Below are 22,334 nucleotides of genomic sequence, written 5' to 3'. Positions count from 1 at the left end.
AGCGCTTCTTCTTGCGTCTGGAGCTTCGAACCATGAGCGACAACTTGCTGAGCATCCCGGTGACCACCATCAAGGGTGAACAGAAAACCCTTTCCGACTTCGCCGGCAAAGCCGTGCTGGTGGTCAACACCGCGAGCAAGTGCGGTTTCACCCTGCAATACAAAGGCCTCGAACAGCTTTGGCAGACTTACAAAGACCAAGGCTTGGTGGTGCTCGGGTTTCCCTGCAACCAGTTCGGTAAACAGGAACCGGGCAACGAAGGTGCGATTTCCGAGTTCTGTGAACTGAACTACGGCGTGAGTTTCCCGTTGTTCAAGAAGATCGACGTCAATGGTTCCGACGCTCATCCGCTGTTCGTGCAATTGAAGAAACGCGCCCCAGGCCTGCTCGGCTCCGAAGGCATCAAGTGGAATTTCACCAAGTTCCTGATCGGCAAGGATGGCCAGTTGGTCAAGCGCTTCGCCCCGACCACCAAGCCGCAGGACATGAGCGCCGAGATCGAAGCCCTGCTCAAATGAACGAGATGTCGGCCGATGCGCTGAAACTCGACAGCCAGCTGTGTTTCAAGCTGTATGCCGCTTCTCGGGCGGTAATTCGTGGCTATAAGCCGATGCTTGATCAACTCGGCCTGACGTATCCGCAATACCTGGCGATGCTGGTGTTGTGGGAATGGCAGGAAGCAGCGCCCGAGCAGCCGACCGTCAAGGCGTTGGGCGAACGCCTGGCGCTGGATTCCGGGACGCTGACGCCGTTGCTCAAACGCCTTGAGCAACTGCAACTGGTGCAGCGCCAGCGTTCGGCGCGGGACGAGCGCGAAGTGCACTTGAGCCTGACGCCAAACGGCAAAGCCCTGCGCGAGCAGGTCGGGCCGCTCAAGGCGCGGCTGTTGTGCGACAGCGGCGTTGACCTGAATCGCCTGAACGAACTGCGCGACGGCCTCGACCAATTACTCGGGCAGATCAAGGCGCTGGGGTAGTCGGTATCCACAAGTCGAGCAGGGCGGCCAGTTCTTCGCGGCGAAACGGTTTGGCCAGATAGTCGCTCATGCCCGCCACCCGGCAGCGTTCACGTTCTTCGGACATGGCGTTGGCAGTCAGTGCGACAATCGGCAACTCGGGCCAGCGCCCGCTGCGGCGAATGTGGCGGCTGGCTTCGTAGCCATCCATCACCGGCATGTTGCAGTCCATCAGCACCAAGTCGAATTCACCCACTTCCAGTTGATCCAGCGCTTCGGCGCCATGCGCTGCCACCACAACTTCGCAGCCGAGTTTGCCAAGCATGCCTTTGGCGACCAATTGATTGACCGGGTTGTCCTCGACCAGCAACACCCGGCCGCGCCGTTGCGGCGTCAGGGTTTCGAGGCGCGCATCGTTGCTGGTCGTGGTGTCCGGATGCAAAACCCGGCGCAGCGTCTGATACAAGGCGTTGCGCGCCAGTGGTCGCGCCTGTTGCTGCAATGGCGCGAGCGCGGCGGCCTCTTCGCTGGGCATGAAACTGCCATAAGCGGTGACCAGCAGAATCGGCGCTTTCAGCGTCGCTCGCAGGTTGAACAGGCATTCCGGGCAGTCGGTGATCAGCACATCGGGCTCCAGACCGAGCATCGAGTCTTCGATCGAACGCTGCTGATAATCAAGTCCCCACAACGGCAACAAGCCTTTCAACAATTCTGCCAGGCCGCTGCTCGCCGCCGTAATCGCGACAATTTTGCCCTGTAGCGGCTGCGGCGCAATCGCGCGGGTGTGGCAGGGTAATGGCAAGTCGGCGCAAAACTGGCTGCCGAACCCGGCTTCGGAGCTGATGGTCAGCCGCCCCTGCATCGCTTCGCACAGGTTATAGGTCAGCGCCAGGCCCAACCCGGTGCCGCCAAATTGGCGGGTAATCCCGGCGCCGGCCTGGGTGAACGGCTGGAAGATTCTCACCTGCGCGTCCTGGGCGATGCCGATGCCGGTGTCGCAGACTTCGATGCGCACGCCATCCTCAAACATCGAAAGGCGTACATCGACCCGGCCAAACCGGGTGAATTTCAGTGCATTGGACAGCAGGTTGCTGACGATCTGCCGCACTCGTGTCGGGTCGCCGCTGACCAGCGCGGGGAATTGCGGATCGATCAGACACGTCAGTTCGACGCTGGGCGCGGCGTTCTGCGAGAGCAGGTTGGCGGTGTCCTCGATCAGCGAGCCGAGGTCGAACGGAATGTGCTCAAGCTCCAGTTGCCCGGCATCGAATTTCGACAGGTCGAGGATATCGTTGAGCAGCTCCACCAGCACTTTGCCCGAGTCATGCGCGATCGACAGTTGTTGCTGCTGCTCGGCATTCAGCGGGCCGTCGAGCGACAGCGCGATCATCCCCAGCAAACCGTTGAGCGGCGTGCGAATTTCATGGCTCATGTTGGCCAGAAACGCCGAGCGCGCTTCGGCCATGTCCAGCGCGGTGCTGCGCGCGACTTCCAGTTCCTGATTGGATTGGCTGAGGCGGCTGTTGATTGCTTTCAGCTCGGCGGTGCGCGCCGAGACGATATTTTCCAGTTGCGCGAGGTAGTCGGTCAGGCGGTTTTCGGCGTTGCGCCGCTGCTGGATTTCGGTGGCAATGTTTTCGAACTGTTGATTGGCGACTTTCACCAGCACGCCGATTTCATCGTTTTCATGCCCCGCCGGGTATTCGAGCCACGTCGGTTCGGCGCTGCGCGGATCGCGACCGCTGAGTTCGCGGATCACTCGCACCAATGGTTTGGTCAGCATCACGTAGAACAGCGCCAGCAGGATCCCGGTGAGGAGCAGGCTGCGCGCGAAACCGTTGAGCAAGGTCACTTCGGCCCGACGCAGAAAACGGCTGCCGAACGAGTAAGTGTCGACTTCCAGCTTCAATGTGCCGAGGGATTCCTCGGGCAAATGGTCGAGGTAGAGCCGATCCTGAAACTGCCGATTGGCGCCAAACAGGAAGTCGCTGATCACCCGATAGCCGCTTTGCAGGCCCTGGCGTTTGACGCTGGCGAGCACGGTGCCGGTGTTGTCGGTGAGTTGCGCGCTGATGATCGCCGGCGACCGCAGCAGGCCCATGGTCAGTTCCTGGGCGAGTTCGGCGTCGATGTTGTAGGCGATGCGCGATGCCGGGTTATGGCTGATTTCCAGCAACGACAGGATTTCGCGGTTGATAGAGGCGTCTTCGCTGGCATAATCGATGCCTATTTGCAGCAGACTGAGCAATGTGCCCAGGATGAAACCGACCAGCACGGTCAGCCGGGCTTGTTTGTAAGACAGCCGGTGGGTGAACTTGATATCCATGGGGTGTTGAACCACTTCCGTTTCCCTTCGCTGCTCAAGCATAGTCGATCATGCATGGAAACCGATGGTGCCACGCTCGAGCCCTGTCGGGTTGAGCGAGTTGTTGAATGCTGTGTTGAGTCGCTGTTTTGCCATCATTACTGTGAAACGTGCCCGAGGAGAAGACGTGGATTCCCGATTGAATGCTTTTCTTGAACGCGCCGATGCCGTTCTGGCCCGTATCGAACCGTTGCTGCCGGCCCCACGGCAAACCATCGACTGGCACCATTGCCTGGCCGCGCGCTGGCAGCGCGAAGGTCGCAGCGGTTTCCTGTTGCCGTTGCAGGTCAGCCTCGACACGCGCCTGACCGACCTGATCGGCGTTGACCGCCAGGTCGAGCAACTGGGCCGCAACACCCAACAATTCATCGACGGCATGCCGGCCAACCACGCGCTGCTCTGGGGCTCGCGCGGCACCGGCAAATCGTCGCTGGTGCGCGCTTTGCTCGCCGAGCATGCCGAAGCCGGTTTGCGCCTGATCGAGATCGAGCGCGATCACCTCGCCGATCTGCCGCGCATCGTCGAGCAGATCGCCAAGTTGCCGCAGCGCTTTGTGCTGTTTTGCGATGACCTGTCGTTCGAGTCGGGCGAGGGCGATTACCGCGTGCTCAAGAGCGTGCTCGACGGTTCGCTGGAACAGGCGCCGGACAATGTGTTGCTGTACGCCACGTCCAACCGCCGCCACTTGGTGCCGGAAAAGGAAAGCGATAACGAAAACTGGAAACGCGTTGATGGCGAGCTGCACCCCAGTGAAGCGGTGGAAGACAAGATCGCGTTGTCGGACCGGTTTGGTTTGTGGCTGTCGTTCTATCCGTTTACCCAGGAACACTTCCTTGATGTTGTCGAGCACTGGATCGGGCAACTGGCCGACAAGGCCGGCCTGGCGTGGCAGCGCACCGAAGAACTGGATATTCTCGCGGTCCGTTGGGCCACTGGCCGGGGCAATCGCAATGGCCGTTGCGCCTATCAATTTGCTCGCTATTGGGTGGGCCTCAAGCTGTTGGAGCACAAGGCATGATCGATCTGAAACAAAGCGGCCAGGGCCTCGACGGCTACGGCATGCTCTGCGCACAACTGGAATCGCTGCTGGCGGATGAACGTGATTTCATCGCCAACGCTGCGCAGTTTTCGGCGTTTCTGTACAACCAGCTCGATGATTTGAACTGGGCCGGATTTTACCTCAATCGTAACGAAGAACTGGTGCTCGGCCCGTTTCAGGGGCAGATCGCCTGCGTGCGCATTCCGTTCGGTCGCGGCGTCTGCGGCGCGGCGGCCGCCACCCTGCAAACGCAATTGGTTGAAGACGTGCACGCGTTTCCCGGGCACATCGCCTGTGACAGCGCGTCGAACAGCGAGTTGGTAGTGCCACTGGTCAAGGACGGCCGACTGATCGGCGTACTCGACCTCGACAGCCCGAAACTCGCGCGCTTCACCGCCGAAGACCAGACCGGCATCGAACAACTGGCAGCAATCTTCCTGCGCCTGACCGACTGCTGAAACGCGTCTTCTGTAGGAGCGAGCCTGCTCGCGATAGCGGTCTCACATTCAACATTGATGTCGGCTGACCCACCGCTTCGCGAGCAAGCTCAGCTCCTACAGGGGGTGGTGGTGGGCGCAGATTCCGTGTTCACCGTAGATCACCTGTAGGAGTGAGCTTGCTCGCGATGGCGGCCTGACATTCAACATTGATGTCGGCTGACCCACCGCATCGCGAGCAAGCTCAGCTCCTACAGGGGGTGGTGGTGGGCGCAGATTCCGTGTTCACCGTAGATCACCTGTAGGAGTGAGCTTGCTCGCGATAGCGGCCTGACATTCAACATTGATGTCGGCCGACCCACCGCTTTCGCGAGTAAGCTCAGCTCCTACAGGGGTAGTGGTGGGCGCAGATGCTGTGTTCGCCGGAGATCACCTGTAGGAGTGAGCCTGCTCGCGATAGCGGTCTCACATTCAACATTGGTGTCGGCTGACCCACCGCGTTCGCGAGCAAGCTCAGCTCCTACAGGGGGTGGTGGGGGGCGCAGATTCCGTGTTCACCCAAGATCCCCTGTGGGAGCGAGCTTGCTCGCGATAGCGGTCTCACATTCAACATTGATGTCGGCTGACCCACCGCTTTCGCGAGCAAGCTCAGCTCCTACAGGGGGTGGTGGTGGGCGCGGATGCTGCGTTCACCGGAAATCCCCTGTGGGAGCGAGCTTGCTCGCGATGGCGGCCTGACATTCAACATTGATGTCGGCTGACCCACCGCTTTCGCGAGCAAGCTCAGCTCCTACAGGGGGTGGTGGGCGAGCGGGTGCTGCCCCTACAATCCCGCCTTGGCCAGCAAGCTTGCCGTGTCCACTTCATCGATCTGGGTCGGGTCGAGGAATTGGTCGGCGTACTGTTGGTAAATCTGTTCGTTGATAAACAACCCGAACAATTCTGGATCGATGTGCGCGTCGCGGCACATTGTCGCCATGATGCCCAGCGCTTCGCTGAGTGATTTGGCTTTCTTGTACGGGCGATCGGCCGCCGTCAGCGCCTCGAAAATATCGGCAATCGCCATCATCCGCGCCGGCAGGCTCATTTCTTCGCGTTTCAAGCGTTTCGGGTAACCGGTGCCGTCCATTTTTTCGTGATGGCCACAGGCGATTTCGGCGACGGTACTCAAGTGACCGGGGAAGGGCAGGTGGCTGAGCATCAGCACGGTTTGCACCATGTGGTGATTGATGATGTAGCGCTCTTCGCGAGTCAGCGTGCCGCGTGGAATGCTCAGGTTATACAGCTCGCCGCGATTGTATTTGTACTGCGGCACATCGAGCTTGAAACCCCACGGATTGTCGGCCGGGATCAGCTCGCTTTCGGCGCGCTCCAACAGATGTTCGGATTTGTCCGCCAGCAACCTTTCACTGACCGGCAGCGTCGGCGCCGGGTTACGCGCCTGACGCCGATTCTCTTCCCACGAAACCCCCAGCCGATCATCGAGGGTGCGCGTCCAGGTGCGTTGCGCGATCAGTTTCAGCCGCTGCAAATCAGCTTCGGCCATCGCCTCGCTGCCCAGATTGCACCGGGCGATAAAACTGAAATCATCGTCCAGCCCGGCCAGGTGCGCGTTGCGCGATTCGGCGAGATTCTGTTCATCACCACCCATGGCAATCGCTTGCCAATAACTGATCCAGACATCGCGTTTAAGCACCTCAAAACGTGTGCGGATCTCGTGGATTCGATCGTTGAGGGTTTCCAGTTTGGTCGCCTTGTCGACGACGTATTCGGGCGTGGTCACCTTGCCGCAATCGTGTAGCCACGCGGCGATGTGCAAGGCCTCCCATTCATCCTCGGTCGGCCGATAGCCGCTGAACGCCGGGGCCTGACTGGCCGCCGCAGCCTGGGCGAGCATCAGCGTCAGCGCCGGCACGCGTTGGCAATGGCCGCCGGTGTAGGGGCTCTTGGCGTCGATGGCGCCGGCCAGCAATTGAATAAAGGCATCGAGCAGTTGTTTTTGTCTGGCTTGCAGACGCTGGCTTTCAATACTCACCGCCGCCGCGCCAGACACCGCTTGCAGAAACGCAATGCGATCCGGGCGCAGTTTTTCCAGGTCGCCCGGGTTGCCACTGTCGGCCAGCAGCAGGATCAGCAGACCCACGGTTTCGTTATGCCGGTTGCGCAGGCGAATGCCGATCAAGTGCACGCGCGGGCACTCCATCGCCAGCAAGACTTTGCGCAGATCGCCAGCCTCGTCGAAACCGAGATTGGCCACCACGTTGTCGGCGTTCGACAACTGCTGTAACCACGACGGGTTCTCCAGATTCTGTAACTCATACCCTTCAACACCAAACGTTGGCAGTGCCTGCGGCGTGCCATCGATGACCAGGCCTTGTGGCTCGATCCGATTACCGTCACTTTCGCGCAAATAGATCAGGCCGGCCTGGGCCTGGGCGATTTTCACGGTTTCGTGGAGCACCCGTTCCAGCAGCGGGGCGAAGCGCGTTTCGGCGCACAAACTGTCGGTGATCTGGAAAAAGCTCCCGAGAGTGTCCTTCATCCGCGCCATCGATACGCCGAGCTGATCGACTTCCAATACCGGCGAGCGCCGAGTGGCCGGAAAGCTGAAATCAAAGCTGCGGATCGCATCGGCTTCCTGCACCAGTGCGCGCAGGGGTTTGACCAGAATCCGCGAGGTCAACCAGCCCACCGGCAGACACAACAGCAACGTCGCCAAGGTCAGCAGCGCACCTTGCCAGCGAAGGCGATAGGCGTCGATGAGCAATTCATCCTCGGGCACCAACAGCGCCAATTGCAGCCCCTGCGGACCTCCTTGCTGAATGTGGCTGCGGGCGACGATCCACTGCCGGCCATCGACGTTGAGGCGTTTTCCGCTCGGCGGGTTGGCCAGCAGCGCGCCGAGGTTGGGGCTCAGGTCGGCGACTTTACTCAGATGTGCGGTGTTGTCGTCGATGATCAGTTTGCGGCTGTCCGGGTAGGCGATCGCATTGCCTTGGGCATCGAACAGCACAATCTCGGTGCTCGGCGTGACCACGTGTTTGGCCAGGGTTGCCGAGAGCTCGGCCAGGGTCAGGTCGGCGCCCAGCACCGCACCCTCACCGCTGCGCCGGGCCAGGGTGGTGCCGACGTTGTGCGTGGAAAAGAATACGTAGGGTTCGGTGGTGATCTGCTCCGGCTCGGCGCGGGCGCTGGTAAACCAGGCACGGGCGCGCGGGTCGTAGGTTTCGCCGGGAATCTCCTGGCGGCTGATGAGATTCAGCGCCTGATCGTAAAAAACAAATTGCGAGACGACTTGAGCGCCCCGACGCTCGACGCTCCAGACCTGATAAGCCGCGGTGGCCGGGGCCTTGAACAAGGTCTTGAGTTCGGCATTGCGCAGCGGCCGCACCATGAAAAAATCGCCATTGGCGTAACCGAGGTGCAGTGAGGCGAGGTTGGGGTTGTCTTTCAGCGCCTGGCTGAACGGTTTGAGCAACGCCAGGCGTTGCTCAAGTGCCGGCGCTTGGGTCGCCGGCATGTCCGCTAGCAAACTCAGCAAATGCTGGATCGGTTCGTAGGTTGATTGCAGGTCGAGGCGCACATCCTGTTCGATGCGATTAAACAGCTTTTCACTGCTCGCCAAAATGATCTGTGTGGTTTGTCGATAATTGAAAACGCCCATCACCACGCCCGTCAGCAGCAACAGGAAAGTGAACATCACGCTGATATGCACGTGCAGGGGAAATCGGCGTTTATCCTGGCGCAGTGGGCTGGGCATTTCAGGTCTCTCCATAGGGTTAACTCACTGCTTAGCGTCCAAGCATAGTTAAGGCGCAGCCGTTCTGCCGGGGTCGTTTTGGCTTATCTGTTGCAGCAATGCCTGTTCCAGTTCGAGCATCGCCTGGTCCATGGCTTTGTTGCAGCGGACCAGCTCATCGGCCGGGGCGGCGTCATGGCAGGCTTTTTCCAGGGATTCGCAGCAATCGATCAAGCGGCTGGCCTGAACAATGCGCGCCGCGCCTTTGATTTTATGGGCCATGTCGAGCAATGCCGGGCGGTTCAGCCGCGCCGGCGCCACGCAGCCCAAGTCCAGCAATTCCTGACGATCAAGGCGATTGCTGCTGAGCAATTCGGCCATCAGCCGCTGCGCCAATTGCGGATTGCCGCCGGTCAACAGGTCGAGCCCTTGCAGGTTGAATGGCTGCGCCCGCAGCACGGGTGTAATGCCTGCGACCCACTGGCTCAACGCCGTCAGGCTCAGCGGTTTGAACAGGCAATCGTTCATCCCGGCTTGTTTGCAGCGACGGATTTCTTCCGGTTGCGCGTTGGCGGTAAACCCCAGCACGGTACAGGGTGGGCGCCCCTCCTGCTGTTCGTGTTGGCGTATCGCGCACGCCAGGTCGTAGCCATTCATGATCGGCATGTTGCAATCCACCACTACCAGATCGAACGGCTGGTTTTTCCATAATTGCAATCCGGCCTGGCCATCATCGGCACCGGTAAAGCGGTGTCCCAGGTACTCCAGTTGCTGACACATGAGCAAACGATTGGCCGGGTGATCGTCCACCACCAGCACATTCAGCGGCGTACTGCAGAGCGCAATCTCTGGCTCAACGCGATCATTGACTTGCTCGGGTGGCAGGGTCGGCAGGTCGAGCACCACGCTGACCTGCGTGCCCGCGCCCGGCTGACTGTTCAGCTGCAGGTCGCCGCCCATCATTTCGCACAGACTGCGGCTGATCACCAGTCCCAGCCCAGCGCCGCCTCGGGCCAGTTGCCCGGTGTTGTCAGCCTGAGCAAACGGCTCGAACAGACGTTGCTGATCCTGTTCGCTGATGCCGATCCCGCTGTCGCGAACTTGCACTTGCAGGCGCGTTCGGTCGGGTTGGTCGCCGGGGAGCAATTCGAGGCTGATCCTGACCTCACCGCGTTCGGTGAACTTGATCGCGTTGCTGACCAGATTCGACAGGATTTGCTTGAAGCGCAGCGGGTCGAGCATCACGTCGACCGGCGGCTGCGGCGGATCGAACACCAGCAGCAGGCGCAAGTTTTTCTGGCGCGCCAGTCCGTCGAAAATTCGCACCACCGAAGCGACGGTTTCGCCCGGATTGACCCGCTCCGGGCTCAGGCTCAAATGGCCGGATTCGATCCGCGCGATGTCGAGAATGTCGCCGATCAATTCCAGCAAATCTTTCGCCGAGCTGTAGGCGGTGTCGATCGAGGAGCGATCCGGGTGCTCGCGATCCATGCGTTTGAGGGTCAGTTCGAGCATGCCGATCACCGCGTTCATCGGTGTGCGGATTTCGTGGCTCATGGTGGCGAGGAACGTGCTTTTCGCCCGGTTGGCTTCATCGGCCTGTTCCTTGGCGGCGCGCAACTTGTCGAACAGTTGTCGCCGTTCGCTGATGTCGATCCAGCCGCCGATGATCCCTTGCACTTCGCCGCTGGAATCACGGTAAGGAATGATCCAGTGATAAATCGTCAGCCGCTGCCCGCCGATATGCAGCGCGCGGTCGACGATCAACGGCGTGCCTTCGGCCACCACTCGCTGGTAATCGGCCTGATATTCCCGGGCCTCGAAGGCGTTGTTCATGTTGCCCTGCATCACGCTTTTGCCAATCACCTCTTCGCGTTTTGCCTGAAATACTTCCAGATAACTGTCGTTGCAGCTCTGCAGCAACCCTTCGCGATCACGCACGTAAATCGGGTGCGGCGTGCCGTTGACCAGCGAACGCATGAATTCGTATTGATCGTTCAACGCGCGTTCGGCGGCCCGGCGCTGGCGGATCTGGCGGCGCATCCAGGCATTCCACACCATCAAAATCAGCAGCAACACGCCGGCACCGGCGACGATTTGATAAAACGCCCGGTGAAAGTTGTTCCAGGTTTTTTCCGACGCTGCGGAGTAGCCACGCCAGCGACTGTTGATCACCCCAAGTTCTTCGGGGGCAATGCTCAGCAGCGCTTTGTCGAGAATGGCGCTGAGCTCCGGGGCGTCCCGCGCGGTAGCCAGCGAGAAGGCGGCTTGTTGGGTGCCAATCGTGGTGCTGATTTGCAGATTGTGTTCGAAGACACGCGAGGAAATAAAGTAATTGGCGATCACCAGTGAAGTCGCCGCGCCGTGCACCTGGCCCTCGGCGAGCATTTTCACTGCGTAAAAGGTGTCGGGTGTTTCGATCAACTGGATGCGCGGGTATTCGTTGCGCAGGTAATCCACCAGCGGATTACCTTGGGCGATTGCGACACGCTGGTCTTGCAGTTGCTGCAGATTGCTTGCGCTGGCGGCGGATTTGCGCGTCAACAGCACAAAGGAATTTTCCAGATAGGGGCGGCTGAAATTCAGCTCGGTTTCGCGTTGCGGACTGGGCAGCAGTGCGGCGATCAGGTCGGCGTGGTGGCCTTTGACCTGGCCAATCATGTCGTTGTCGCCACGGCCGCGCTGGATGTCGAAACGCAAACCGGTACGCAGGCGGATCAGTTCCAGCAGGTCGGCGCTGACGCCGCGAAAGTTGCCTTCGCTGTCGAAAAACGATAACGGCGCAAAAGCTTCGTTGACCGCTACGCGCACCACCGGATGTCGGGCCAGCCAGCGTTGTTCGCGATCGGTCAGTTGCAACTTTTGATCGGTGAGCAGGATGTCGCTGCCGGCACTCCAGCGCTTGGCGATGTTTTCTCGCTCGCGGCTCGGAATCGCCTTGAGGATCGTGTTGACGATTTGCAGCAACTGCGGATTGTCCTTGTTTACCGCGAAGCTGAAACCGTGGGCCTCGTGTTTACCGAAGTTGGCCATGCGGATGTTGTTCAGATAACCCTTGTTGATCATGTAGTGCGTGGAAATGGTGTCGCCGAGAAAGACGTCGGCCTGATCAAAAGCCACCGCGTTGATTGCGTTTTGATAAGACGGGTAATCGCTGATGACCGCCTTCGGGTACAGCGCCTGCACTTCCGCCAGCGGCAAATAGTGGTAGACCATGCTCAGCCGCAGCCCGGCGAGGCCATCGGTCAGCGAGCGGGTTTCGCCTTCGCGCGTCACCAGCACCGGTTGATCCACGGCGTAGGGCAGCGACAGCTCGATGTTCTGGTTGTGTGCTTCAAAACCGTTGGCGGTGCCGAGCAGATCGATCTCACCGTTTTCCAGCGCGGTGATGGCGGCATGCCGCGTGGCGAAGCGCTGAACCTTGATCGGCAGGTCGATGACGTGGCTGATGATCCCGGCGTAGTCCGCCGTGAAACCTTCATAGTCGCGGCCGCTGACCGTCATGTCGAAAGGTGGGTAATCCGGGGCCGATGTGCCCAGTATCAGTTGGCTCTTTTTGTTGGCCCATTGCCGTTGTGCTGGCTCCAGTTGCACTTCCAGCTGGGAGTGCGCCGAGCGGCTTAACAAGCTGTAGTTCTCGACAGTCAAATTGGAATTCGAATGCGCAGCGAACGCGCAAGTGCTCAGGCACAAGCCTGCACCCAATCTAATCAAATAATCCTTTATACGGCTGGGCATCCTGACTCTCACACTAAGGCGTTACGTTTTGCCATCTCGATGAGCGCTACCAAGGATTTCGCCTTGAGTTTTTGCATCAATCGTTTTTTGTAAGTACTGACCGTTTTGTTGCTCAGGAACATGCCTTTGGCGATTTCCTTGTTGGTGCGTCCTTGTGCGAAAAGTTGCAGGACCATCAACTCGCGATCATTGACTAGTTTGAATAACTCCAGCTCGGCGTAACGCACGTCGTCCGGGCGTACCGGATTCAAGGCCTGACTGGGGAAATAGTTGTAACCCGACAGCACAGCTTTGATCGCGCTGACCAGTTCACTCAAGTCTTCCTGTTTGCAGACATACCCGGAAGCGCCGGATTGCATGCAGCGAATACCGAACAGCGTCGGGCATTGCGCGGTCAGTACCAGAGTCTTCAGCGGTGTGCTCATGGCGTTGAAACGGGCGAGAACTTCGAGGCCGTCAAGTTTGGGAATGCTGATGTCGAGAATGACCAGATCGGGCATGCATTCACGAACCATCTGCATGGCGTCGACTCCATTATCGGTTTCACCAACGACCTTATAACCCTCATGTTCCAATAGCATCCGAACAGCGAGGCGGATGACGGGGTGATCGTCGACAATAAAAACGGAGTTCATAATCAAGTCCCATACGTTCGCGAATAAAGGCCGCACCTTAGCTCAGTTAAATGAGGGGGCGCATGAACTGACGGGTCTATAGCGGCAATATAGGACAATTCCTACAATTGAAAAAGAAAGGGGCTACGTGCTAACTAGGTTTTACATGAGGGAAGTAAAAGTTCTGATTGTGTAATCGGAAAACGATAAGCCCTGTAGGGCAAGTTACATACTGTACTTGACCGCGCAACATCATTGTCTGAAGTTACATGGCTTCTCATGTGGCTGCGAAGGTCAACATGTTTCTAGCGTCAGATTGTTTCCGTAGTATGCCGATAAGGCTACTTTGTTGGCCTTCGGCGCGCTTTTGACTGTTTCCGGAGAGCGGCGCAATCAAATAATGTGAGGCAGTTCGCACTATTGATTGAGGATGGCAGGCAGTTATTCGGTGCATTTGCCGGGCGCAATAACGAGGGGCGATTCAACGAACGTTGAAAACCGGTTGAAGGTCTGACAGCGGCAATCAGCCGGTCAGAAATATCTGACACGGCTGATCCGCAGTTTTTTACCCGTGGACCGAGCGGCCCGTCATTTCCTGAGCCATTTCGCTGGCGTAGCTGTCGGTCATGCCGGCGATGAAATCAATCATCCGCAGGAATGAGGCATGCAGCGGGCCGTGCGGATCGGGCGCGTTATTGCCCAACAGGTCGAGGACGCGACGGCTTTTGAACGACGGCGTGCGCCCGTTGTGCTGTTCAAGCGCCGCGCCGCAGAACGCATTCAGGAGAATTTCCAGCGTGGTGTAGGCGCCGATCTCATGCAGCGTCTTGCGTTTGTCCTGGAAGATTTTCTTGCGCGCCATGTCCTTGGCATTCAGCACGCAGCGCTTGGCCGGGCCGTGCATGTGTTCGACCAGATCACCCGGCAATGTGCCGGCGAGCAAGGCGTCTTGCTGCTCGACGAAGGCGCGGGCGGCAGCGTTGGTCAGGTGCTCGATGGCTTTGCCGCGCAGGATTGCCAGTTTGCGCCGGCGAGAATCCTGCGCGCCGAGCAGGCGATAGGTTTCCGGAATGTCGTCGCCTACCAGGTCGAGCAGCAGCGATTCGACTTCGGCATATTCCAGCAGGTCCATCTCCAGGCCGTCTTCGAGGTCGATCAGCGCGTAGCAGATGTCATCGGCGGCTTCCATCAGGTACACCAACGGATGCCGCGCCCAACGCTGGTCTTCCAGTTGCGGCAGGCCGAGCTTGTGCGCGATCTGCTCCAGCAGCGGCAGTTCGCTCTGGTAGCAGCCGAACTTGTGCTTTTTGTAACCCAGCGAATCGGCGTGTTTGGCGGTCCACGGGTATTTCAGATAGGTGCCGAGGGTCGCGTAGGTCAGCCGCGTACCGCCGTCGAACTGGTGATATTCCAGCTGCGTGAGTACACGGAAGCCCTGGGCGTTGCCTTCGAAATTGAGGAAGTCGTTGCGCTCGACTTCGCTCATTGCATCGAGCCAGCCACGCCCGGCGGCTTGCTGAAACCAGTGGCGGATCGCGTCTTCGCCGGAGTGGCCGAACGGCGGATTACCGATGTCGTGCGCCAGGCAGGCCGATTGCACGACCATGCCCAAATCGCTCGGGTCGCACCAGTCGGGCAGGGCGCCGCGAATGGTTTCGCCGACGCGCATGCCCAGCGAACGGCCGACGCAACTGACTTCCAGCGAGTGGGTCAGGCGCGTGTGGATGTGGTCGTTGCTCGACACCGGATGCACTTGGGTCTTGCGGCCGAGGCGGCGGAACGCGCCGGAGAAAATGATCCGGTCGTGGTCTTTGTGAAAGGGGCTGCGGCCGAGTTCTTCGGGGCTGTGCAGGGTCTTTCCGAGGCGTTCGCGGGTAAGCAGGGTTTGCCAATCCAAGGCTGTTTGTCTCCGTCTAGTGACTGATGGCCCAGTGTCCTGTCTCGCCCCGATGGCTGCAAGCGGAACTACAGGCCGGCGGCGTCGATGTCGATCAGCAGCAAGCGTTCGCCATTGTCGAAAAACTGACCTGCCGTCAGGCAATACTGGTTGCTGGTGGCGTCGCGATAAGTGTTGGAAAGCGTCAGCCGACGCTCGTCCCAACCTTCGGCGAGCAGGTGATAAAAGTACGGCCGCCACGACCAGTTATGGCCCAGATAGCGGTTGTCGGCTTCCCAACAATTGTTGCGCCACTCGAGGTTGGGCGTCAGTTGCGTGCCGTGGCGGTCGCACTGGTAAAAGCGCAGCAGCCACGGAAAAGCATCCAGTTGCGGCAACGCGTGCAGCGGCGCGCGGGTCTGCGCCCAGTCCTGCAGGATCGCCATCAATTCGACCAACTGCCGGCGCCTGTGCATCAGCTGGCCGCGCTCAACCAGTTTGCGTTGCACGTAGCGTTGGCGCAGTTGCGCGAATTGCTCGACAAACGCATCGGTGGCAAAGAAATCGGTTTGCGCGCGGGCAAACAAAAAGCCTTGCACGTAACGAGAGCCGCACTCGAGGGCGAAATTCAATTGCGCCTCGGTTTCCACGCCTTCGGCAATGATCCAGCAACCGGTTTTCTCGGCCATCTGCGCCAGTGCCTTGACCACTTCGCTGCTCGGCCCGCCCAGTGCGGCAGCCTGAAACAGGCGCATGTCGAGTTTGAGAATGTCCGGTTGCAGCGCCAACACTCGATCAAGTTGCGAATAACCGGCGCCGAAATCGTCGATGGCAATTCGCGCACCCGCCTGGCGATAACGCGCGACCACTTCAGCCAGGCGCTGACTGTTGCCGCCGAGTTCGGTGATTTCGAAAACGATGCGCTGCGGATCGACGCCGTTGCGCGCCAGTTGTTTGAGGCTCGGCAAGGCTTGATCCGGGCGCAAGCGGCTGATCCAGCGTGGTGACATGTTCAGACTGAGAAACCATTCCTGCGGAGCTTCGTGCAGACGGCTCAGGGCGTTGTCACGAATCTGTCGATCGAGGCGGCGCAGGGCGATGGCCGGGGTTCGTGGGTCGGCGAACAGCGGCCCCACCGAAGTCAGTTGGCCATCGGCCTGACGCAGTCGACCCAAGGCCTCGACGCCCGCGATACGGCCGGTGGCGGTATCGATGAACGGCTGAAAGCAGGCGAGCGGTTGCCCGTCGATCACGAGGCCTCCTTAGTAAGGGGTTATGTCTGGATGGACCCGGCGCCGAGTAGGCACGCAGGATTGAACCTCTCGATAAAGAGGTTCATCCAGGTGGTATTGCAAGAATGTAGCCAGATGATGGCAATCAGTGTTTGCGCGAGGAACCCTGCATGACCAGTTTGATCAACGGGCCAAGCGTGGTGCCCAGACGAACCAGGCGCGTTACGCTGCTGACGCCGCCGCTTTTCGCGCCTTTGCCGGTCAGGAAACCGAGCAGAGTCACAGCGGCCATGCCCCAGAGCGGAGCGTGCTTGATGCCGAAACCTTCGTGAAAGTTTTGCGTCATCCCGCGCACCCGCTGCAGGGGTTGCAGCAGTTGCCGGGATTCCTGGCGGATTTCCTGGCGGTGCATTTCCATGCGCAGACGGATCAACGCCTTGCGCATTTCGGTACGCGAACTGTTGTGGGGCTGGTTAGGCAGGCTCATGGCAGCAGGCGCTCCCGATCATTGGCCAATTCTTCCAGGGTGCCGTGGAAGGGTGAGGACTCATCGAAGATCGCCGCTTTCAGGCGCATCGCGCAGAAAATCGCCGCCAGCGTGTAGAACACGCACAGCCCGATGATTGCGGCCAGACGATAGGTGTCCCAGAAAATGATCATCACCAGCGTCGACAGCCCCACCAGCAGCAGCAAGGCAAAAACCAGCGCCAGGCCGGCAAACAGCAGCAGGCTGACGGTGCGTGCTTTCTGTTCCTGCAGTTCGATGCCGAACAACTCGACATGACTGTGCAGCAACCCTAGAAAAGCGGCACCGAGGCGCCGCGGTGAGGAGCTTGTGCCCGTCGCGGACGAGCCGGATTCGCCGATATTCATAATCAGCGCCGCGTGGCCAACAGGCCAATCAGGAAGCCGACGCCGGCGGCGATCCCGACCGATTGCCATGGGTTGGTCTGAACGTATGCTTCGGTAGCAGCGACGGCAGCCTCACCGCGCAGGCGCAGGGAATCTTCGGTGACTTTCAAGGTTTCGCGGGCACGCAGCAGGCTGTCGTGGATCTGCTCGCGCAACTCGTCAGCCTGATCGCCGGCCAGGGTCGCCGTGTGTTCCAGCAACCGTTCGGTATCGCTGACCAGGGTTTGAAAATCGTTCATCAGGATTTCTTGAGCAGTCTTTGCCTTGATGCTGGCCATGGTGAATCTCCGTAAGTGACTTCTGATGCGTTCGAGTATGAGCCTTGCGTGAAGGTTCACTACAAATGACTGGTACAACATTTGCTATGCCATGGTGCGTCAGCCCGCGCCGTTGCGCTGTTGCTGGGCATGATTTGAGCAAAACCATAACTCAAATAATCGAAACCCGCGCAAAGGTTGTGACCTTGTGCGCCAAAGCGGTTCATTGCAATCAATACGTTGATCGCACTTGGCCGCAACTTGGTGCACTGAATGACCGCGCGAACTGCTTTGGTGCTTTTTTAGCCTTCAGGTCTGCCAACCCCATGGAAAATCTGCAAAGCGCTGTGGCCACGCTGGTCCATAGCTCCAATACGTTGTTCATTCTGATCGGTGCAGTCATGGTGCTGGCCATGCACGCCGGTTTTGCGTTTCTGGAAGTCGGCACGGTGCGCCAGAAAAACCAGGTCAATGCCTTGTCGAAGATCCTCAGCGACTTTGCCATTTCGACCTTGGCCTATTTCTTTATAGGCTACTGGATTTCCTACGGTGTGACTTTCATGCAACCGGCGGCGGTGCTCACTGCCGATCACGGCTATGGACTGGTGAAGTTCTTTTTCCTGCTGACCTTTGCTGCGGCGATCCCGGCGATCATTTCCGGGGGCATCGCCGAGCGTGCGCGCTTCGTTCCGCAATTGTGCGCGACGGCGCTGATCGTTGCGTTCATCTACCCGTTTTTCGAAGGCATGATCTGGAACGGCAACTACGGTTTGCAAGCTTGGTTGCTCGAACGCTTCGGCGCCAGTTTTCATGACTTCGCCGGCTCGGTGGTGGTGCACGCCATGGGCGGTTGGCTGGCGCTGGCGGCGGTGCTGTTGCTGGGGCCACGGCAGGGACGTTATCGCGATGGGCGACTGGTGGCGTTCGCGCCGTCGAGTATTCCATTCCTGGCGCTGGGCTCGTGGATTCTGATTGTCGGCTGGTTCGGCTTCAACGTGATGAGCGCGCAGACCCTGCAAGGCGTCAGCGGCCTGGTGGCGGTGAACTCGCTGATGGCCATGGTCGGCGGCACCGTCGCGGCGTTGATCGTCGGCCGCAATGACCCCGGCTTCTTGCACAACGGCCCGCTGGCCGGGCTGGTAGCAATCTGCGCCGGTTCCGACCTGATGCACCCGGTCGGCGCACTGGTCACCGGCATAATCGCCGGGGCATTGTTTGTCTGGTGCTTCACCGCCGCTCAGGGCAAATGGCGTATCGACGATGTCCTCGGCGTTTGGCCGTTGCACGGTTTGTGCGGCGTCTGGGGCGGGATTGCCTGCGGCATTTTCGGTCAATCGGCGTTGGGCGGATTGGGCGGCGTCAGCCTGATCAGCCAGTTGATCGGCACCTCGGTCGGCGTCTTCGTGGCGTTGGCCGGCGGTTTTGCGGTGTACGGCACGATCAAGGCATTGCATGGTTTGCGCCTGAGTCAGGAAGAGGAGTATTACGGCGCGGACTTGTCGGTGCACAAGATCGGCGCGGTGAGCCAGGACTAGTTTTCTTCATCTTCGGCGCCGGGGTAAAACTTGTGCAGCAGGCGATAACGATCATGCCGGACCTGATCGACGCGCTCCTGCACTTGATGCGCCGGCAGGCCCAGCATGATCAACGCATGCGAGGCGAGCATCAGGCTCGACTCCAATAACTCGGGCACCACTTCAGTGGCGCCGGCCGCTTTCAAATCGGCCGAATAACTGTCGTCGCGGGTGCGCACCAGAATCGGCACGCTTGGGTTGCAGCGGCGTGCCTCCTTGAGCACCAGCAGGGCGATGTCGGCATTATCCACGGCGATAACCAGCAACCGCGCGCGCTCCAGACCGACAGCGACGAGCAATTCGCCGCGGCGCGAGTCGCCGTAATGCACGCTGCTATCGCCCGCGGTGGCTTGTTGAACGCGTACCGGGTCGTTGTCCAAAGCGATGTAGGTCTGTTGCGCGTTGTGCAGGAAACGGCCGATGGATTGGCCGACGCGTCCGTAACCACAAATCACCACGTGGCCCTGCAGCGTGGCAGTCAGCGCAGTGATTTCATCGAGTTTGGCTTCTTCGTTGGGTTTACGGTGCAGGCGTGCGGCGATCGTCGGTGCGGCGCGCAATAACAGCGGCGTGACCAGCATCGAGCAGAACGTCGCCGCCAGCAGCAAACCACCGAGGTCCGCAGGCATCATCTGGTTCTGCTGCATTTGCGCCATCAAGGCAAAACAGAATTCGCCACCCTGGGCCAATGCCAGACCACTGCGCCAAGCGGTTTCGCTGTCGCTGCCGCGCCATTTCACCAGCAGCGCGACGACGCTGCCCTTGATCATCAGCAGACCGAGGGTCATGCCGAGGATGAGCAGGCCGTCGCTGGCAAACAGCTGCAAGTCGATCAACATGCCGATACTGACGAAAAACAACCCGAGCAATATGTCGCGGAACGGGCGGATGTCGGCCTCGATCTGATGCCGATAATGGCTCTCGCCCAGCAGCATGCTGGCGAGAAACGCGCCGAGGGCCGGGGAGAGTCCGAGCAGGTGCGTCAGCCACGCGGTCAGCAACACGATGACCAGCGCCAGCAGCACAAACAGCTCGGCGGAGCGCGAGGCTGCGACTTCCTGAAACAAGCGCGGCAGCAGCCAGCGACTGGCCAGCAGCAGGCCGACGAACAGTAGAACGGTTTTGCCGAGCGTCAGCGGCAACGCCAGATACCAGACTTGCTCGCCATGACCGGCGAACACCGGAACCAGAGTCAGCAGCAACACCGCCACCACGTCCTGAAACAGCAACACGCCAATCGCATTCTGGCCGTGGCTGCTGAAAATCTCGCCAAGGCTGCTCAGTTCCTTACTGACAATCGCTGTCGACGATAACGCCAGCCCTGCACCGAGCAACAGCGCCGGGGTTACCGCCATGCCGAAGAGGATCAACGAGCCGCCCAGCGCCGTCGCGCAAAGCAGCACCTGCAGGCTGCCGAGGCCGAACACCACTTGGCGCAGGGCGAGCATCTTCGACAGCGAAAACTCCAACCCCAACGAGAACAGCAGGAATACCACCCCGAGTTCGGCGAGGTCCGGCAGTTCTTCACTTTCGTTCACCCAATTGAAAGCCGTCGGCCCGACCATCAATCCCACGCACAGGTAGCCCAGCACCGGCGGCAAACGCAAACGGCGAAACAGGGCAATCACCACCAGCGAGGAGGCGAGGATGATCAACAGGTTGGCAAACACTTGAAACTCCGATGACAGGGTTGAGCTACCCAAGCGTAGAGGTAAAAAAGTGCCGAGCATCGCCGATTGCGCAATCAGTGCTAATGATGTGAGTCAGGGAATTGCCGAAACCTTTTGAAATTGATCGCCAGGACCTCTCCACGCCCTATGGCGACTGGCTCAGCGCGAATGCGCGGCCTAGAATGAAAGCCTAATTTTCCAGGTAATTTGTCATGCCTCCTGAATGTCAGCTGTTCGGCACCTTGGGTTGCCATCTCTGCGAAGTTGCCGAAAAAGAATTAATGCCCTTGGTCGAGCACGGATTGATGGTGGAGCTGGTCGATATCGCGGAAAACGAGGCCTGGGTCGAGGACTACGGTTTGCGTATTCCGGTGCTGCGGCGTCTGGATAACGGCGCCGAACTTGACTGGCCGTTCGATGCCGCGCAAGTGGTCGCGTTTTTGCGCTAGGCGGTTCCATCCGTCGCGGCGCTGGATTCCTCGGTTGGCGCAAAACGGGTTATTCGGTTACTGTATGTTCGTACAGTTATTCGGATTGCCTGCCTTGCGTCCCTCTTGTTTGGATTCGGCCAGGTGATCCCGCTAGTCAGAGGGATGAGCCGTGGTCAATGTCGAACAATTAAAGAACAGCGTGAACCGGATGTCGGTCGATGTGGTGCGCGATGCGGTGGCCGAATTGCGTCTGGATGGCCTGGTTACCGAGGGTAAAACCCCTTTCAACAAGCTGCACTTCAACACTTGCTTCGCCGAGATCGAAGCCTTGTTCCAGCGCGCGGGTTATCACCGGCAACTCGACGTCGTGGGTTATCAAGGTCTGTTGTACGCGCTGTACGATCCAGGTCGCTGGGAGGCGGTGGATGTCTTGCGCTGGCTCAAGGAGTTCACCGAAGCGGCGGCGCGCGCGCAATCGATCCCGGCGTGAAGAATCTGCGCTAGGTTCGATCTGGCGGCTGTTGGATAATGCCGCTCTGTATCGAGGGTTAGAGCGTTCGAATGTCCACTACAAGTTTTTCCGCGGCGCACAGCCAGGCCAGCACCCTCTATTTGCCACCGGGCCCGTGGCTGACTGTGCTCGATTGCCTGTGCGAGCACTTCCGTGCCATCGGTCGCGAGCAATGGCTGGATCGCATTGCGCGCGGACGTGTCCTCGACGGCCAAGGCCTGCCGATTGCGCTGGATCTGCCCTACAAGGAAGGCCTGCGCATTCACTACTTCCGTGAAGTGCCGGATGAAAAACCGATTCCGGTGGTCGAGACGATTCTTTACGCCGATGAGCACTTGGTGGTCGCGGATAAACCGCATTTCCTGCCAGTAACGCCTGCGGGCGAATACGTCGAACAGACCTTGCTGCGGCGCTTGATCCATCGGTTGGATAACCCGCATCTGGTGCCATTGCATCGCATCGATCGGCACACGGCAGGGCTGGTGTTGTTTTCTGCCAATCCTCAAACCCGTTCGGCGTACCAGTCACTGTTTCCTACCAGACAAATCGAAAAGCGTTACGAGGCGATTGCTCCGGCATTACCCGAATTGTCGTTTCCGTTGATCCACAAGAGTCGGCTGGTCGATGGCGAACCGTTCTTCCGCATGCAGGAAGGTCCGGGTGTGAGCAACACCGAGACGGCGGTCGAGGTCAGGGAAAAAAACGGCGAGCTCTGGCGCTACGGTTTGTACCCGGTGACCGGCAAGAAGCATCAGTTGCGGGTGCACATGACCGCGCTGGGCGCGAGCATTTGCAATGACCCGTTCTATCCGCAGGTGCTCAAGGATGTCGAGGATGACTATGCCAATCCTTTGAAACTGCTGGCTCAGGGATTGCGTTTCGTTGATCCGGTCACCGGTGAGGAACGCAGTTTCGAGAGCGCCATCACCTTGCAGTGGTGATGGCTGCCGAGACTTTCTTTCAGGCATGAAAAAGCCCGCATTC

Annotated in this window: 18 protein-coding genes; 8 read left to right on the top strand and 10 right to left on the bottom strand. The window is 59.5% G+C overall.

The window, feature by feature from the left end; translation table 11 throughout:
- The first annotated feature begins 32 nt into the window (after nucleotides 1-32).
- Nucleotides 33-518 (top strand): glutathione peroxidase, encoded by a 486-nt coding sequence (locus tag BI292_RS03655; RefSeq protein ID WP_101207025.1) that lies wholly within the window; start codon nucleotides 33-35, stop codon nucleotides 516-518.
- Entirely contained in the window at nucleotides 515-976 is a 462-nt protein-coding gene (locus tag BI292_RS03650) for a MarR family winged helix-turn-helix transcriptional regulator (protein WP_101207024.1), read from the top strand. The genes BI292_RS03655 and BI292_RS03650 overlap by 4 nt, the downstream gene beginning before the upstream one ends.
- Here the strand turns inward: BI292_RS03650 and BI292_RS03645 are convergent.
- Nucleotides 960-3,281, bottom strand: a complete 2,322-nt coding sequence (locus BI292_RS03645) for a response regulator (RefSeq protein ID WP_101207023.1) — start codon at nucleotides 3,279-3,281, stop codon at nucleotides 960-962. The genes BI292_RS03650 and BI292_RS03645 overlap by 17 nt on opposite strands.
- A 166-nt stretch (nucleotides 3,282-3,447) precedes the next feature.
- Here BI292_RS03645 and BI292_RS03640 point away from each other — a divergent pair, with 166 nt between their 5' ends.
- Both BI292_RS03640 and BI292_RS03635 read left to right on the top strand, forming a co-directional pair.
- A complete protein-coding gene (locus BI292_RS03640) occupies nucleotides 3,448-4,338 on the top strand; it encodes an ATP-binding protein (RefSeq protein ID WP_092281704.1) in 891 nt (296 codons plus the stop codon).
- Complete coding sequence (locus BI292_RS03635) at nucleotides 4,335-4,817, top strand: GAF domain-containing protein (protein ID WP_092279572.1); 483 nt, start codon at nucleotides 4,335-4,337, stop codon at nucleotides 4,815-4,817. Before BI292_RS03640 ends, BI292_RS03635 begins: the two co-directional genes overlap by 4 nt.
- Nucleotides 4,818-5,619: 802 nt before the next feature.
- Here BI292_RS03635 and BI292_RS03625 read toward each other — a convergent pair.
- From BI292_RS03625 to BI292_RS03590, 8 genes are all read right to left on the bottom strand, one after another.
- The gene (locus BI292_RS03625) at nucleotides 5,620-8,556 is read right to left on the bottom strand and encodes an HD domain-containing phosphohydrolase (RefSeq protein ID WP_101207022.1); all 2,937 of its coding nucleotides are present in this window, start codon (nucleotides 8,554-8,556) and stop codon (nucleotides 5,620-5,622) included.
- 48 nt (nucleotides 8,557-8,604) lie between these two features.
- Complete coding sequence (locus tag BI292_RS03620) at nucleotides 8,605-12,273, bottom strand: transporter substrate-binding domain-containing protein (RefSeq protein ID WP_101207021.1); 3,669 nt, start codon at nucleotides 12,271-12,273, stop codon at nucleotides 8,605-8,607.
- Between the two features lie 8 nt (nucleotides 12,274-12,281).
- Nucleotides 12,282-12,908 (bottom strand): response regulator transcription factor, encoded by a 627-nt coding sequence (locus tag BI292_RS03615; RefSeq protein WP_101207020.1) that lies wholly within the window; start codon nucleotides 12,906-12,908, stop codon nucleotides 12,282-12,284.
- Nucleotides 12,909-13,452: 544 nt separating this feature from the next.
- Complete coding sequence (locus BI292_RS03610) at nucleotides 13,453-14,784, bottom strand: deoxyguanosinetriphosphate triphosphohydrolase (protein ID WP_092279580.1); 1,332 nt, start codon at nucleotides 14,782-14,784, stop codon at nucleotides 13,453-13,455.
- A 68-nt stretch (nucleotides 14,785-14,852) separates the two neighbouring features.
- The gene (locus BI292_RS03605) at nucleotides 14,853-16,016 is read right to left on the bottom strand and encodes an EAL domain-containing protein (RefSeq protein WP_101207019.1); all 1,164 of its coding nucleotides are present in this window, start codon (nucleotides 16,014-16,016) and stop codon (nucleotides 14,853-14,855) included.
- A 124-nt stretch (nucleotides 16,017-16,140) separates the two neighbouring features.
- On the bottom strand, nucleotides 16,141-16,482 hold the full coding sequence (locus BI292_RS03600; RefSeq protein WP_092279584.1) for a hypothetical protein: 342 nt from the start codon (nucleotides 16,480-16,482) through the stop codon (nucleotides 16,141-16,143).
- Nucleotides 16,479-16,868, bottom strand: a complete 390-nt coding sequence (locus tag BI292_RS03595; protein WP_092279587.1) for a phage holin family protein — start codon at nucleotides 16,866-16,868, stop codon at nucleotides 16,479-16,481. Before BI292_RS03595 ends, BI292_RS03600 begins: the two co-directional genes overlap by 4 nt.
- A 2-nt stretch (nucleotides 16,869-16,870) precedes the next feature.
- Nucleotides 16,871-17,185 (bottom strand): YqjD family protein, encoded by a 315-nt coding sequence (locus tag BI292_RS03590; RefSeq protein ID WP_101207018.1) that lies wholly within the window; start codon nucleotides 17,183-17,185, stop codon nucleotides 16,871-16,873.
- 305 nt (nucleotides 17,186-17,490) lie between these two features.
- On the opposite strand from BI292_RS03590, the gene BI292_RS03585 reads away from it, so the two are divergent.
- On the top strand, nucleotides 17,491-18,699 hold the full coding sequence (locus tag BI292_RS03585; protein WP_101207017.1) for an ammonium transporter: 1,209 nt from the start codon (nucleotides 17,491-17,493) through the stop codon (nucleotides 18,697-18,699).
- Here the strand turns inward: BI292_RS03585 and BI292_RS03580 are convergent.
- Entirely contained in the window at nucleotides 18,696-20,408 is a 1,713-nt protein-coding gene (locus BI292_RS03580; RefSeq protein WP_101207016.1) for a monovalent cation:proton antiporter-2 (CPA2) family protein, read from the bottom strand. The genes BI292_RS03585 and BI292_RS03580 overlap by 4 nt on opposite strands.
- Nucleotides 20,409-20,620: 212 nt before the next feature.
- Between BI292_RS03580 and BI292_RS03575 the strand changes: the two genes are divergently transcribed.
- The 3 genes from BI292_RS03575 to BI292_RS03565 all read left to right on the top strand — a co-directional run bounded on the left by BI292_RS03575 (nucleotide 20,621) and on the right by BI292_RS03565 (nucleotide 22,291).
- Entirely contained in the window at nucleotides 20,621-20,857 is a 237-nt protein-coding gene (locus BI292_RS03575) for a glutaredoxin family protein (protein WP_101207015.1), read from the top strand.
- Between the two features lie 151 nt (nucleotides 20,858-21,008).
- Nucleotides 21,009-21,329: a transcriptional regulator gene (locus tag BI292_RS03570; RefSeq protein WP_092279594.1), complete on the top strand. Its 321-nt coding sequence runs from the start codon at nucleotides 21,009-21,011 to the stop codon at nucleotides 21,327-21,329.
- A gap of 71 nt (nucleotides 21,330-21,400) precedes the next feature.
- Nucleotides 21,401-22,291, top strand: coding sequence for a pseudouridine synthase (locus BI292_RS03565; RefSeq protein ID WP_101207014.1), 891 nt, complete (start codon nucleotides 21,401-21,403; stop codon nucleotides 22,289-22,291).
- Nucleotides 22,292-22,334: the final 43 nt, after the last annotated feature.

Source organism: Pseudomonas sp. 43NM1 (genome assembly GCF_002836905.1).
In the GTDB taxonomy this organism is placed as follows: Bacteria; Pseudomonadota; Gammaproteobacteria; order Pseudomonadales; family Pseudomonadaceae; genus Aquipseudomonas; species Aquipseudomonas prosekii.
Note: the sequence above shows the minus strand (reverse complement) of the source record. Positions and strands in the feature narration are given on the sequence as shown.

Coding starts and splice junctions, on each gene's coding strand:
- BI292_RS03655 (WP_101207025.1), top strand. CDS start 33: ATGAGCGACAACTTGCTGAGCATCCCGGTGACCACCATCAAGGGTGAA.
- BI292_RS03650 (WP_101207024.1), top strand. CDS start 515: ATGAACGAGATGTCGGCCGATGCGCTGAAACTCGACAGCCAGCTGTGT.
- BI292_RS03645 (WP_101207023.1), bottom strand. CDS start 3,281: ATGGATATCAAGTTCACCCACCGGCTGTCTTACAAACAAGCCCGGCTG.
- BI292_RS03635 (WP_092279572.1), top strand. CDS start 4,335: ATGATCGATCTGAAACAAAGCGGCCAGGGCCTCGACGGCTACGGCATG.
- BI292_RS03625 (WP_101207022.1), bottom strand. CDS start 8,556: ATGCCCAGCCCACTGCGCCAGGATAAACGCCGATTTCCCCTGCACGTG.
- BI292_RS03620 (WP_101207021.1), bottom strand. CDS start 12,273: ATGCCCAGCCGTATAAAGGATTATTTGATTAGATTGGGTGCAGGCTTG.
- BI292_RS03615 (WP_101207020.1), bottom strand. CDS start 12,908: ATGAACTCCGTTTTTATTGTCGACGATCACCCCGTCATCCGCCTCGCT.
- BI292_RS03600 (WP_092279584.1), bottom strand. CDS start 16,482: ATGAGCCTGCCTAACCAGCCCCACAACAGTTCGCGTACCGAAATGCGC.
- BI292_RS03595 (WP_092279587.1), bottom strand. CDS start 16,868: ATGAATATCGGCGAATCCGGCTCGTCCGCGACGGGCACAAGCTCCTCA.
- BI292_RS03590 (WP_101207018.1), bottom strand. CDS start 17,185: ATGGCCAGCATCAAGGCAAAGACTGCTCAAGAAATCCTGATGAACGAT.
- BI292_RS03585 (WP_101207017.1), top strand. CDS start 17,491: ATGGAAAATCTGCAAAGCGCTGTGGCCACGCTGGTCCATAGCTCCAAT.
- BI292_RS03575 (WP_101207015.1), top strand. CDS start 20,621: ATGCCTCCTGAATGTCAGCTGTTCGGCACCTTGGGTTGCCATCTCTGC.
- BI292_RS03565 (WP_101207014.1), top strand. CDS start 21,401: ATGTCCACTACAAGTTTTTCCGCGGCGCACAGCCAGGCCAGCACCCTC.